General features: G+C 69.4%; 11 protein-coding genes. 1 reads left to right on the forward strand and 10 read right to left on the reverse strand.

Going from position 1 to position 13,651, the window contains the following annotated elements; all coding sequences use genetic code 11:
• Positions 1-15: 15 nt before the first annotated feature.
• The 7 genes from ACTU3I_RS11660 to ACTU3I_RS11690 all read right to left on the reverse strand — a co-directional run bounded on the left by ACTU3I_RS11660 (position 16) and on the right by ACTU3I_RS11690 (position 8,202).
• Positions 16-1,791 (reverse strand): DUF4012 domain-containing protein, encoded by a 1,776-nt coding sequence (locus tag ACTU3I_RS11660; protein ID WP_442925855.1) that lies wholly within the window; start codon positions 1,789-1,791, stop codon positions 16-18.
• Positions 1,792-1,944: 153 nt separating this feature from the next.
• On the reverse strand, positions 1,945-2,943 hold the full coding sequence (locus ACTU3I_RS11665; RefSeq protein ID WP_442925856.1) for a hypothetical protein: 999 nt from the start codon (positions 2,941-2,943) through the stop codon (positions 1,945-1,947).
• Positions 2,933-3,796 (reverse strand): glycosyltransferase family 2 protein, encoded by an 864-nt coding sequence (locus ACTU3I_RS11670; protein WP_442925857.1) that lies wholly within the window; start codon positions 3,794-3,796, stop codon positions 2,933-2,935. Before ACTU3I_RS11670 ends, ACTU3I_RS11665 begins: the two co-directional genes overlap by 11 nt.
• Positions 3,797-3,865: 69 nt before the next feature.
• Complete coding sequence (locus ACTU3I_RS11675; protein WP_442925858.1) at positions 3,866-5,032, reverse strand: glycosyltransferase; 1,167 nt, start codon at positions 5,030-5,032, stop codon at positions 3,866-3,868.
• Positions 5,029-6,003, reverse strand: coding sequence for a glycosyltransferase (locus tag ACTU3I_RS11680; RefSeq protein ID WP_442925859.1), 975 nt, complete (start codon positions 6,001-6,003; stop codon positions 5,029-5,031). Before ACTU3I_RS11680 ends, ACTU3I_RS11675 begins: the two co-directional genes overlap by 4 nt.
• Entirely contained in the window at positions 5,990-6,835 is an 846-nt protein-coding gene (locus ACTU3I_RS11685; protein ID WP_442925860.1) for a glycosyltransferase family 2 protein, read from the reverse strand. The genes ACTU3I_RS11680 and ACTU3I_RS11685 overlap by 14 nt, the downstream gene beginning before the upstream one ends.
• Positions 6,836-6,837: 2 nt before the next feature.
• Positions 6,838-8,202, reverse strand: a complete 1,365-nt coding sequence (locus ACTU3I_RS11690) for a sugar transferase (RefSeq protein ID WP_442925861.1) — start codon at positions 8,200-8,202, stop codon at positions 6,838-6,840.
• Between the two features lie 244 nt (positions 8,203-8,446).
• On the opposite strand from ACTU3I_RS11690, the gene ACTU3I_RS11695 reads away from it, so the two are divergent.
• Positions 8,447-10,774: a glycosyltransferase gene (locus tag ACTU3I_RS11695; RefSeq protein WP_442925862.1), complete on the forward strand. Its 2,328-nt coding sequence runs from the start codon at positions 8,447-8,449 to the stop codon at positions 10,772-10,774.
• Here the strand turns inward: ACTU3I_RS11695 and ACTU3I_RS11700 are convergent.
• From ACTU3I_RS11700 to ACTU3I_RS11710, 3 genes are all read right to left on the reverse strand, one after another.
• Positions 10,771-12,471 carry an ABC transporter ATP-binding protein gene (locus tag ACTU3I_RS11700; RefSeq protein WP_442925863.1) on the reverse strand — a complete coding sequence of 567 codons (1,701 nt, stop codon included), beginning with the start codon at positions 12,469-12,471 and terminating at the stop codon, positions 10,771-10,773. The genes ACTU3I_RS11695 and ACTU3I_RS11700 overlap by 4 nt on opposite strands.
• Positions 12,468-12,614 (reverse strand): hypothetical protein, encoded by a 147-nt coding sequence (locus tag ACTU3I_RS11705; protein ID WP_442925864.1) that lies wholly within the window; start codon positions 12,612-12,614, stop codon positions 12,468-12,470. Before ACTU3I_RS11705 ends, ACTU3I_RS11700 begins: the two co-directional genes overlap by 4 nt.
• Positions 12,615-12,679: 65 nt before the next feature.
• Positions 12,680-13,543 (reverse strand): ABC transporter permease, encoded by an 864-nt coding sequence (locus ACTU3I_RS11710; protein ID WP_442925865.1) that lies wholly within the window; start codon positions 13,541-13,543, stop codon positions 12,680-12,682.
• Positions 13,544-13,651 lie beyond the last annotated feature (108 nt).

Here is a 13,651-nt window from a genome sequence, read left to right on the forward strand (position 1 = left end):
CGCGAAGCGCGCGCTCTAGTCGCGCGGAACGGACCCGCACGCCAGATCGGCCGTGCTCACCTTCGTCGGGGTGACCAGGGGCGTGACCTGCGCCTCGAAATCCCGGCTCGCGTCGCCGTCGAGGGAGAAGTAGTACGCGAGCGAGAGACGGCCTCCCGGCTGGACCTCGACGACGGTCTTGCCCACGGGGTAGTCCGTGTCATGCATGTCTTCGAGCGCGATGGGGGCACCATCGACCGTGGCCCCGACGATCCGCGCCCCGGGAGGCGCGTAGAGCCGGATGGTCATGCGATTGACGCCCACCCCCGCCCCCACGCGCGCCCACTCGCCGGTGATGTGGAACGGGAGCCCCGGCGCGACGGCGGCATCGAGCGTGTTGGTCAGGTCGAGGGCGACGCGGTAGTAGGTGCGCCCGTCGTCGAAGCACTGACCGTGGCTCAGGGTCAGGGACTGACGGAGGTAGAAGCTGAGCTTCGAACCGATGCTGTCCTGCAGGTACAGGCCGGCACGCACGGTGGAGTCGTCGGTGGCCGGCATCTCGCCGTTCAGGCCGAGATCGGCGATCTGCGTCTGCTCCTCGGGGTGCGCGCTCCAGAAGAGCACGCGCCGCTCCTCCCAGCCCTGGGCGAGCGCCGCCATGAGCTTCTTCGCATCCAGGTCACCGCCGGTCAGCGCCCCGAACACCGCCGACACGACTCTGGCATAGAGCGCGTCGTGTCTCGCGTTGGCGGCCCGGGGCGAGTAGTCGGCATAGCGCAGGTACACCCCGTTCAGCAGCAGCGGCACGAGGCTGTTCTCATCGAGGATGTCGCCCTTGCCGATCTTGATGGGGCCGGTGGCACGAAGCACATAGCCCAGCGCGATGGGGTCGATGGACAGGACGCCGTCCAGATCCTGTCCGAACTGCCGCTTCCATGTCTCGGTCACCATCTCGCCGGCTGTGGTGAAGCTGGGGCGGGCGGATGCCTCGGCGATGAAGGTGCCGAATTCGCCGGACGGGTACACCACCTCGGCGCCGTCCGGGATCGGTATCACCGATTCCGGGTACTTCGAGAACGACCCGGTGGATGCGGCGACGGTCTCTTTCAGGTTGAGCTTGCCGTTGTCCACCTCGATGAGCGTGAAGCTGAGCGCCGCACCGCCGAGCGCACGGGGCTCCGCGGGATTCTGGAACATCAGGGCGTAGTAGCGCGGGCCCTCGGCGCCCATCGCGGTCGGCAGGAGCGGCACGAGCTTGTCCATCGCGGCGAGGAGCGGGGAGATCTCGGTCAGCATCCCGACGATCTGCGCCCGGGCGTCACGCACCGGCCCGAGCGTGTCGCCGTCGGGGATCGCCTCCGCGCGTGTCACGACGCGCTGCATGCTCGCGTGAGCCCGTGCCACCGGCTCGGCAGCGGCGACGAAGGGGGCGAGATCGATGGCGCCGTCCTTGGGCTGGAGCGAGGCGGGGTCGATCACCGACACCACGGACAGAAGCGGGCGCACGACCCCGTCGATGGTCTCGTCGGTCACCGCGGCGAGCTCGCGCACCGCTGTCAGATTCGGTCCGAGAAAGGGGAAGAACTCGGCCGCCCGCCACACGGGATCGTCCGTGAGGCCGGCTGCGCGACTGGTGTGCGCGGCGATCGCATCCAGCGTGGACTGCGCACCCTGGACGTCGAACGCGAGCGCCTGCTTCTTGAGGGCACCGATCTGACTCTGGGCGCCTTCCAGATCGTTCTTCGCCATGAGACCGCGGATGCCGACCCAGCTGACAGCGGCGACGAGAACGACGACTGCGGCGACACCCACCCACCCCCAGCGGCTACGGGGAAGGAACCGGCGGAGGCGGCCACCCCTCGACCGCTCACGGCGGGTCGGCGAAGGCGGCGACGGGACAGACACTGCAAGATTCAACCACGGCGCTCATGGGAGCGCACTGAAGGACGACGTGTCGGCGCCGGATCACGTCCGCTCGAACCGGGACGCGCCGGGAAGGGCTGCCTCCAGCGCCCGGCCGATCCGGTCTCGGAGGTCGGCGTCGTCGGCGTCGCCGTTGTCGTTCAGGCACAGGAAGTGTCCTCGCGGCCGCGCGAGCTCGCGCTCGATAGCACCGATCGTCTCCCCGCGGATCTCGAAGAAGCGTCCGTACCGATCGGGAGAGACAGGCGTGAAACGCCCCGTGCACAGCTGCCAGTATCGGAAGACGAAGGGGATGACGCAGTCGAGCGACCGGAATGCGGCCTCGCTCGTCCGCTCCATCTCTCGAGGCGCAGCCTCGCGGACCTCCGCGAACGTGCGACGCTCCAGCGCCATCGGCAGGTGAGGCTCGAAGAAGCCGGTGAACGTGTCCCAGGGCAGCAGAGCGATGTTTCGCAGAAGATGCCGCCCGTATCGCGGTGAGAACCACTGCCCGGGGCGGCGGCGCATCACGGAGCGCTTGTCGAACGCGCGGTTGATGATGCCGAGAGCGTTCAGAACCCAATGGGACCAGGCACCCGACCCGGTGCCGGCGTTGTGGATGGCGAATCCCGCGGGCCGTCCGCGCGGGAAGACGTCTTCGCGCCGGGTCGGCCTCACGACGAGCATGTCGTCGTTGAAGTACAGGAAGCGCTCGGCCAGCCCCGGGATGCGATCCAGGTTCGCCTCGATCGCCATGGAGTTGAAGCTCGGCGAGTGACCGGCCGGCAGAATCGAATCCTGATCGACCACGACGACGCCGGCTTCCGTGTCGAGCCATTGCGGGGTCTGTCCCGGGGTCACCAGATGGATGCGGCGAACCCACGGGCAATGACGATCGATGCCGCGCAGCAGGTACCGCAGCATGTCCCACTCGTTCGTCGCGCCGACGTACTCCGCCGACTCGCGGCCGAGCGCCGCGGCGCGGCGCTCCTGCCACCCCTCGTCTGCCACGTCGACCCAGAGGATGACGACGTCGACGATCATCTCGGGTTCAGTGCGCACGTCTGCGTCCTCGCCATCGTCGCCGCAGGGTGCCGCTCACATCGGCGGGAGTCGAGAACCAGGCCACGCCGAGCCGATGCCCGATCCGCTGGAGCCGGGGCGAGTCGGGCGAGATGCGCGCGGCGTGGATGCGCCGCTTCAGCAGCCGCACCGCGCTGCGATCCATCCGCGGTCCGTGCACGGCGAGGAAGTGTTCCAGACCCTGCGCACGGCGTTCGCTCGCTGACGTCAGATGGCCGTCGCCGCGCCCCTCGTGGAACACGAGCCGCTCGGGCGCGGCTACCGCGGCGACGCCCCTCTCGCGCAGCCGCACGAAGAAGTCGACGTCGTTCATGACCCACATCCCGGTGTCGAAGCCCGACACGCTGTCGAACGCGTCCCGGGTGATCAGGAGGTTGGAGCCGCTCACCCCCGGCCGAAAACCGGCGAAGGCCTCCGGCGACGGCTGCGCCCATTCCTCGGCGACACCGTCCACGACCATCCAGCTGGGCGTGACGACGAGGTCCGCGTTGCGGCGGGCACGGGCCGCCGTCGCCTGCTCGAGGTAGCGCTCATCCCACCAGTCGTCGTCGTCGAGGAACGCGATCAGCCGCTGCGAGGCGACGGCGACCCCCGCATTGCGGGACGCCGACGCGCCGGCGGTGCGAGCAGGGTCCACGGGAAGGTAGACCAGGGTGTGCGGATGCTCCTGCATCAGCAGCCGCACGACGCGCTCTGTCGCCGCGTCGCGCGCGTCATCGACGACGATGACCTCGGCGGGAGGCGCCGTCTGCGAGAACGCCGATGTGATCGCTCGTCCGACCAGATCGGCGCGCTGATGGGTCGGTATCACGACGGAGACGTCGACGCTCACATCCCCTCCCTCTCGCCGCGGCACCCCGAGAATAGTGGATGCGTCGACGGCAGGGCCGCGCTCCGGCCCTCACGCATCCGGTGCCCCACCGTGCGGAGCCGCCTCCCGGACCACCTCGTCGTACAGCGCGACGAGATCCTCCGTGCGTGATTCGATGTCGAATTCCGCGCGCACGCGCTCCTGCGCGGCGCGTCCCATCTCCTCCCGCGCTCCGGCGTCGGTGAGCAGCGTCTCGATCGATGACGCGAGGCCCTCGATGTCGCCCTCCTCGGCGAGGAGGCCGGTCACGTCGTGGACGACTGCCTCCGGGACACCGCCGTGCCGGTACGCGATGGCGGGGAGGCCTGCGAGCGCGGCTTCGAGGTAGACCATCCCGAAGCCCTCCGCGTCACCGTCGGGTGCCGTCCGGGAGGGAGCCACGAAGACCTTGGACTCCCGCAGAGTCGTCGCAACGCCGTCGGGGGGCAGGTGCCCGAGAAAATCCACCGCGAGCCCGCGAGACGACACGACCTCCTCGAGAGTCGCTCGCAGCGGCCCGTCCCCCGCGATTGCGAGGGTCGGGCGGAGCCCTCGCCCGGCCAGCAGCGACAGCGCGTCCAGCAGATCCGAGACACCCTTCTTCTCGACGAGCCGCCCGACGAAGGCGAGGTCGTGTGTCGGGTGGGTGGGACCGGGGCCGGGGCGAACCGGAATACCGATCGGCAGCACACGGATGCGCTCCGGGTCGACGCCGAAGGCGGCGGTGGTCTGGGCAGCGATGAAATCGGAGACCGCGACGACGCGACTGGCGGCCTGCAGCGCGCGTCGCATCCGACGGGCGTTACGCGCGCCCCGCCGCCCGCGCCGCATCTCATGATTGGTGACGTCGAAGCCGTGGACGGTGACGATGAGCGGCAGACCCAGGCGGCGTGCGGTGTCTGCGACGGCGGTGGCGCTGGTTGCGAAGTGGGCATGGATGAGGGATGCGCCGTGCCGCCGGATGAGCCGGTCCAACCGCGCCGATCGCCCCGTCAGGAGAAAGAGCCGGCGACGCACGCGTTCGGTGCGGGCGCTGCCGAAGAGGATCTCGTCGGTCGCGGCGGAGACCACCGACTCCCGTCGGCGCGCGCCGACGAGGATGGCACGCCATCCGCGAGTGGCGTCGACCTGGTTCCGGATGAACGTCTCCGACGCGTGCAGCACGTCGTTGCGCCATACGAGCGCGACGCGCGGCACCGACGGCTCCCCCACGGTCACCGGTTCTCGCGCGCCCGGCGCCGGCGCCAGGCGACCCCCGCGGGATAGCCGGCCATCTTCGCCACGTCGCCCACGACGACGACGAGCGGCGCGGCGAGCACGGCGGCCGCCGCGGCGGGCGCACGGAACAGCGCTCGTCGTTCCCAGACGCGTCGCAGCGATGTGCGGATGTAGGCGGCGAAGCCGATGGCGCCGAGGAGGAAGAGCCAGGGCGAGATCCACCAGGCGGACAGGGCGAACGCGTAGGCCCCGTACCGGAGGCCGTGGCGTCGCGGGAACAGACCCGCTTTGCCGTCGCCCCGCGCATACCGGTAGTACTGCTTGGCGAACGCGAGAAGATTCGGCCTGCCGACCCAGGCGACGACCGCGTCGGGTGCGAAGGTGAATCGTCGACCGGCCTCGCGCACCGTCAGGTCGAACACGAGGTCTTCGCAGTAGTCGAGCCACTCCGGGTAGCCCCCGACCTCTCGCCACACGGCGCGGGGGAATGCGACCGACCGGCTCGATGGCTGGAAACTCCGCGGATCGATCTCTCCCCGAGTGGGGGTGATGACGGCCCCGATCGCGCGAGACCAGAAGGTGTTCCCGGCGGGAGCGAAGAAGCCGGCGATCACCGCATCCGGGTCGTGGTCCCAGGGCGCGGTCAGGGTGGCGAACCAGTCGTCCTGCGGCACGGTGCCGGCATCGGTGACCACCACCTGCTCGTGGGACGCGCGGGCGATGGCGAGATTGCGACCGGCCGAGATCCCCGCACCCGGGGCAGCGTGCACGACCACCCGACACCCGCAGGACGGCGTCCATGCCCGCAGGTGCTGCACCGTCGAATCGCTCGATCCACCGTCCACGACGACGATCTCGGCCGGATGGACGGTCTGCGCCTCCAGACTCGCGAGGAAGGCGGGGAGCGAGGATTCCTCGTTGAGCACCGTCGCGATCAGCGACGTGTTCTCCCTGGCGTCATGCCCGGTCATCGCGCCTGCCCTGCCCGGTCATGTCGCCGTACACGCCCGCGAACGCGAGCGGATGTGCACGTCGACTCGCGCGCGTGCCGAGGAGGAACTCCGGATACCGGGCGTAGAACTTCGCCATCGAGGCGATCTCGCGCCGCCACGGCGCCCACCGCAGCGACGTGGTCTCCCGCGCCCATCCGTGCTTCCACCGTGCCGTGGGCACCAGCAGCACAGGGACGTCGGCCTTCCAGGCCCGAAGGCCGATGTCCTTGTCTTCGTAGTAGAGGAAGAAGCGGTCGTCCCAACCACCGAGCCGCTCGAAGACGGCGCGATCGCCCAGGATCGCCGCGCCCATCACCCAGCAGACCGCTCGCGGCTTCCCGTTGTCCGAGCGCAGGAGATAGGCCGGGTCGCCGCCGCGAAGTCGATGACGCACCTTGGCGATGAGCAGCGGGAATCCCCGGCCGTTGGGCTGCTCCGTGCCGTCGGCGTTGAGAAGCTGTGGCGCGACCAGGGCCCCGCACTCGCGCGCGACGGCCTGGAGACCGGACAGCTCGCCGAACTCGACGACGACATCCGGATTCACGAACCCGATGAAGCTCCCTCTCGCGTGCGCCAGGCCCAGATTGTTGGCCGCGGAGAACCCGAGGTTTCGTCCCGCGTCGATCACCTTCGCCCCCAGCTCACGAGCCGCGGCGACGCTGTCGTCGCTGGACGCGTTGTCGACGACGATCCACTCCACGCTCTCCGGCAGCGACGCGGAGCCCCAGCAGCGGCGCAGAGTCTCGGCACTGTTGTGGCTCACGGTGATCAGAGACACCGTCACGGCCGCCGGCGCGGTTCGCGGGGTCATGTTCACACCGCCCCTTCGCCGGGGGCGATGACGGCTTTCACCGTGCGGAAGAGGATCTGGAGGTCCTGCATGAACGACCAGTTCTCGACGTAGTAGAGATCGAGCCGGATGGCGTCCTCCCACGAGAGCGAGGAGCGTCCACTGACCTGCCAGAGCCCGCTCATGCCCGGCTTGACGAGCAGACGCCGCTCGGCGGCGTCGTCGTAGAGGATCACTTCGGCTTCCCGTTGCGGCCGCGGTCCGACGAGGCTCATGGTGCCCATGAAGACGTTGAACAATTGGGGCAGTTCGTCGATCGAGTGTCGCCGGATGACGCGACCCACGCGGGTGATGCGCGGATCGTCGACGACTTTGTGCAGCGGTCGGTCGCTCGTCCCCTGCAGATCCAGCAGGCTCGCGAGCTCGTCGTCGGCGTCGGCCGTCATCGAACGGAACTTGATCATCCCGAAGGGCGTACCGCTACGACCGATGCGCACCTGCCGGTAGAGGATCGGCCCCGGCCCCTCCATCCGGATCGCGATCGCCGTCGCGATCATGATCGGCGATGCGATCACGATGAGCAGGAACGAGCCCACGATGTCGAAGGCGCGCTTGATGAAGCGGCGATAACCCTCGAGGGCGGGGAAATCGACGTGGACGAGGGGCAGCCCGGCGACGGCGCGGGAATGGATCCTCGGACCGGCCACATCCGTGAGTTCCGGCGCGACCACGAGGTTCGCGTCCCTGTCGGCGACGGCCCATCCCAGGCGCCGCAAGGCGAACGGGTCGAGGTCGGCGGCTCCCGCGACGATCACGGTGTCGGCGTCCACGGCATCCATCGCGTGCACGGCGGTGGAGAGGCCGCCGACGACCGGAACGCCGCGGATGAACCGCTCGCTGCGGGTGTTCGAGACGACCCCGACGATCTCGAACCCGGTCGCGGGGGTGCGTTGAATGGCCGCGACGACGTGACCCGCCTTGGTCGGGTCTCCCAGAACCACGGCGCGATAGACGTACTTCGAGCGTTTCTGCTGGCGACGCAACCACTGCCGCCACGCCCACCGGGACGCAATCAGCAGCAGCGCGCCGAGAGGAAGCGCGACGAGGAGAAGCAGGCGTGACACATCGATGCGGAAGAAGAACGCGAACGACACCAGGACGGCGAACAGGGCCACTGTCGCGTTGGCGATGCGCGCATACTCGATCGTGCCGCTTCCGACGATGTGCCGGTCGCGGGTGTCGAAGACGCTGAGGGCGGCCAGCCACAACACGGCGACGAGCAGAAGGAGCACGACGTACGGGAACTGCGGGCCTTCCTCCCACGACACCTCGACCGCGTACGGCGGCATGCCGAGCATGCGAAAGGCGACGAGGACGACGACGATCACGGCCAGGTCGCTGTAGACGAGACGGCTCCCGTATCGTGCTGGCCAGTCGCGCGACGATCGCCGAGGCTTGACCAGCCGGGAGGCCCGGCCCACTCGGGAGTAGCCCCGTAGCATCATCTCCCACGCTCTGCTCAGGCGTTCAAACGTCTCACAGACTATCCGACGCCGCCGGAGGGAGCGGGCGGACGACTCCGGACGGCGGGAGAGTCGGTCGCGCGGCGCGCCGCGAGTAGGATTGCGGCCGATGACGTCGACACCACTCCTCTCCGTCGTGGTGCCGCTGTTCAACGACCAGGACACCATCGCCGCGGCCCTCGAGAGCTGCCTCGCGCAGACGCTGCGGGAGATCGAAGTGATCTGCGTCGACGACGCCTCGACCGACCAGACAGTTCAGGTCGTCGAGCGCTACCAGGCTCTCGACCCCAGGATTCGACTTCTTCGGCACAGCACGAATCGCTCGGCGTTGCAGGCGAGGCGCACGGGGATTCTCGCCGCGTCCGCGGCGCACGTCCTCTTCATGGACGGCGACGACGAGCTGGAGCGCGACGCCGCACGCACGGCGCTGGCTCACGCCGGCAGCTCGCGCGCCGACATCGTCGGGTTCGGTGTGACCGTCATCGGGCAGGACGGTCGAACGGGCGGAGCGTACGAGCAACGGCTGCAGCCCACGCGCCGGTCGCTCGAGGGGGCGGACGTGCTGCGCGGCCTCTTTCCCGTCGGCGAACGGGCGCAGGGCCAGCTGTGGCGGCATCTGTATTCGACGAAGGTGCTGCGGGACGCCTATGCGCTGCTGCCCGAAGACCTCGTGCTGACCCGCGTGAACGACCTGCCTCTCGCCTTTCTGGTGGCGGCGCTCGCGACGCGCTACGTCTCGACGCCGAAGCGGCTCTATCGCTACCACCTCGGGCGCGGAGGAAGCGGCCATCGCGTGGACAGCATCGAGCGCGCGCGGTTCTACGCGGGCGCGATCGGCTCGGTCGAGAGCATTCGACCAGCGGTGCACACCCTCGCCCGTGGACATACGGACGAGGCCCTGATCCTGGACTCCTACGAGTCCGTGCGCCAGTCGATCGTCGCGTACGTGTGCCAGCAGGTGCTCACGCGCGGTGACGATCACGTGGTGCGGGATGCTCTCGGGGAGGTGTACGCGCAGTCGTCGCTGCAGGACGTCGTCCGCGCGACGGCCCGCTTCCACCCTGAAGCGCTGACGGTGCTGGCACGGATCACGCCGCACGCTCCCCTGGGGACGCGGCCGGTGCGCAGTGTCCTCCTCGCCACCGCATCGCTGCTGGGGGCGGGAGGGGTGACAGGAGTACTGCTGGCTCAGGCGCGGTACCTGATCGATGCCGGCCATCGTGTCACGATCGTGGCGCGAAAGCCGGGGAGCGATCGCACGGCGATTCCCCCCGGCGTGGATCTCGTCGAGCTCAGCGACCGCGGGCTGAGCGCCCAACTGGCGGAATGGGCGGAGATCTGCAGCTCGCGCTCGGTCGACGTGGTCATCGACCACCAGGTGCTGTACACGCCGCATTGGCCGGCGTTCGCCCTCGTGGCCCAGGCGGAGGAGACCGCGACGATCGGGTGGGTCCACAATTTCGTCGCCCGTCCCGTCTACGAGGGGACGGACCGGCTCGCGCTGCTCGAACAGTGCAGCGGCGCGCTCGCGCTCCTCGTGGTCCTGTCACCACTGGATGTGAGCTACTTCAAGCTTCGCGGCGTGCGCAACGTGGCCCACATCCCCAACCCCCCGTCCTCCTTGATGCTCGCTTCCGGGGCGACCCCGGCCCCGCGGTCGGCGCCGCGGGATCCCGTCTCGTTGGTGTGGTGGGGCAGGCTGGAGGAGCCGACCAAACGCATCAGCGAGCTGCTCACCGTCTCTGAGAGGCTGCGCGACCTCGGGGTGGACTTCCGCTTGACGGTGATCGGTCCGGATTGGAACGGGACCACCGCCCGGCGGGTCAACGCCGACGCGCGCAGACGCGGTCTCGCCGACCGGGTGAAGGCCGTGGGCCCGTTGCACGGCCCGCCGCTGGCGGCGGCCATCGACGCCGCCGACATCTTCTTGTCCACAAGCATCATCGAGGGCTACCAGCTCACGATCGCGGAGGCGCAGTCGCGCGGATTGCCCGTCGCGATGTACGCGCTGCCATGGCTCACGCTTGTGCAGGGCAACGACGGCGTGCTGACGGCGCCGCAGGGCGATGCTGCGTCGCTCGCACGACAGATCGCGCAGCTCATCGGCGACCCCGACCGCTACGCGGCGCTTTCCCGGGCGTCTCTGGAGGCCTCGCACCGCGCGCGCGACATAGATCTGGCCAGAGTCTACGGCGAGCTCCTCACCGGTGACCTGCCGGCCGAATACTCGCCCGAGCCGACGCCGGCGGATGCCGCCCTGCTTCTGCAGCTCCTGACCTTCTACGCCGAGCGCGGCGTCGCACGGGCGCGTTCGAGCGCGCGCCGGCGGCGAGGAGCGAACGCGAAAGCTCGTGCGCGCGCGGCCGTGCTGGCGGTACCCGGGGCGCGGCGGGTCGCTCGGCGCGTGCGGCGCTGGCTAGGTCGCGGACGAGACTAGGGGGCGGCGGGCGGAGCCGGTGTCGCCGAGGGATCGACGGGGTCGGGCGGCGGCGTCTGCGAGGGCGAGGTCGGCTCGGGCGTGGGCTCCGGCGTCGGTTCCGCGGTCGGCTCCGGAACCGGCGGAGGAGTGACCACCGGCACGGGGCCAGGATCCACGACGACTCCCCCACCGCCGGTATCGGTTCCGACCGAGCCACCGGGGTTGCCACCGCCGTTGCCCGACTGACCTCCCCCGGTGTTGCGCCTCGGCGCCTCCGTCGGCGTCGGGGTGGGTTTCGGCGTGCGCGCAATCGTCCTCGACACGATCACGACAGTGCTCACACGCCCGCCGTCGGCGGACTCCGCCATGAGCGTGTACGCGCGTGACGCCTGCTCGCACGGGTAGGACACGAGGAACGTGGAGGCCTCGGCGGGGAGGTCGTCGTGCAACGGCTTCTTGAAGGCGTCGACCTCTTTCGGCGCGGAGGCGATCGCGATGCGGGAGGCACCGTCGATCTTCCAGTTCAACGGGACCTGCGTCTCACCCTCCGGGGTGATGCACACCGCTGACGCAGCGCCCGACGTGAATCTCTCGATCGTGGGCGCATCCCCGGCCGCACCGGGTGTCACGCGCACGTCCGGGACCTCGGATGTACGCGGCGCGGCGATCGCGGCGACGGCGCCGAGGGCGATGAGCACCGCACCGGCGGTGGCGGCCACCGCCAGGACGCGACGACGATAGCCCGCTTCGACCGAACGGCGGAAGCGCCCGCGGCGAAGGGCCGTCTCCTCCTTCTCGGGCGGCACCGGGAGAGGCGCCGTGGAACCTGCGGCCACGGTTGCCGTGGCCGCTGTCGCCCGTGCGGCGGCTCCCGCGGAGGCTCCTCGCGATTTCACGACGCTGGCGGCACCGACCGCGCCGCCAGGCTTTTTCGTCCAAGCGATGTAGTCGTCGATCACGGCATCGGTCGGTCCATCGGCGACCAACTCGCCCTTGTGGATCCACATCACTCGATCGCAGGTGTCGCGCAGCGATCCCACCGAGTGACTCACGATCATCACGAGACCGGCGGAATCGCGAAGTGCTCGGATGCGCTCCTCGCTCTTGGTTCTGAACCGTCGATCTCCCACCGAGAGCGCCTCGTCGATGAGGAGGATCGAGTGCGGTTTCGCCGATGCGATGGCGAACCGCAGACGGGCCGCCATGCCGGACGAGTAGGTGCGCATCGGGTGGTAGAGGAATTCGTTGAGCTCGGCGAAGTCGGCGATCTCGTCGACGCTCGCGGCCGCCTCCTCGGTGCTGAAACCCATGGCGAGCAGACCGAGCTTGATGTTGTTCTCACCCGAGAGATCGGGGACGAGCGCCGCGTTCACGCCGAGCAACACGGGTCGCTCCGCCGCCCAGATGGCTCCCTGCGATGGCGGTATGAGGCCGGTCATCGCCCGGAACAGTGTCGACTTGCCCGATCCGTTGTGACCGACGACGCCGATCGTCTCCCCCTCCGACGCCGTGAAGCTCACGCCTCGGAGAGCGTGGACGGAATGAAGTCCGCGACCACCCCGCAGGGCGTTGACGCTGAAGACCGAGTCGCGCGCGCTCAGCCGCTTACCCGACGCGTACACCCGATAGGTGACGTGCGCATCCTCAGCCACGATCATCGCGCGCGCAGATGCGGCGGGCGATGGCTCGATCCGTTCGGATTCGTCTCCCGTCACCGAGGCTCGACCTCGCCTCGCGGCAGCGTCAGCAACGGGTCCCGGGCATCGGGCAGCGGCGCGACGGACATGTCGACGATGCGGTCCTCTCGCCAGTCGGGATGCTGAGGGGTGTGCTCCGCAGGGAGAACGCGGGCGCTCACCATCCGATTCTATCGCTGCGGACGGGATTTCCCGGACCGGGCCCGGCGCACGGCGACGATGCCCTTCACTCGCTGAGGCCGTATCGGGCCTCGGCCCTCCAGAAGTACACGACGCCGACGACGAGGGCGAACACCGCCCAGAGCGGCGCCAACACCACGGCGAGCAGCGGCGCCGGGTGGTCGACGAGCATCACCCCGCGCACCAGAGCGATGAAGTCGTACGTCGGGATGCTGTGAGCGATCGTGAGCAGCACGGGGTTGTCGGCAAACACGAGATCGACCTGGAAGAACACGCTGCTCACGTAGAACAGCACGCGGTTGACGATGGGGATGAACTGCTGCACATCGCGGGTCCACACCGACATCCGGGCGACGATGAGCGCGACACCGAAGTTGAAGATCGCCATCAGCGCGAGGATCGGGATGACCAGCAGCCACGACCAGCTGATCGGGACGCCGAAGACGAGGAGGAGTATGCCCAGCAGCAGCATCGTCGGAACAGCGCGCATCGCCTGCTCGATGACCACCGCGGACGGCAGGAGGATGCGGGGAAACCCGAGGCTCTGGACGAGTCGTGCGTTGCCCGTGATGGAGCGCGCACCGCTGGAGAAGCAGCCGGTGAAGAACTCGAAGACGAACACTCCGGTGAGGACGTAGGGCACGAAGTCCGCCGGCCGCGCGGAATGCGAGAGGACGAGCCCGAAGATCGTGCCGTAGATCGTCGCGGTCAGGACCGGCCGGAGCACGATCCACAGCACACCGAGCCGATTCTGGATCAGCCCGCCGATGAGGCGATAACCCGCGAGCGTCAGGGCGAAGCTCCGACGTCGCCACGCCTCCGCGATGTAGGCACCGAACGCGGGGCGCCGACCTACCTCGTAGAGCCCGTCTGCGGGGGCGAGGCGTCGTGCATCCACCAAGGAACTCACTACCTCTCCTACCGCCTCGTACCTGTTCGACCGTCCCGCGCGCACAGGCCGTCCGATCATTCTGCCTCACGTCGGCCACGCCCGCCCGCCGCTCGCCTCGGCGGCCGG

It is taken from the genome of Microbacterium sp. RD1 (assembly GCF_052220165.1).
Classification (GTDB): Bacteria; Actinomycetota; Actinomycetes; order Actinomycetales; family Microbacteriaceae; genus Microbacterium.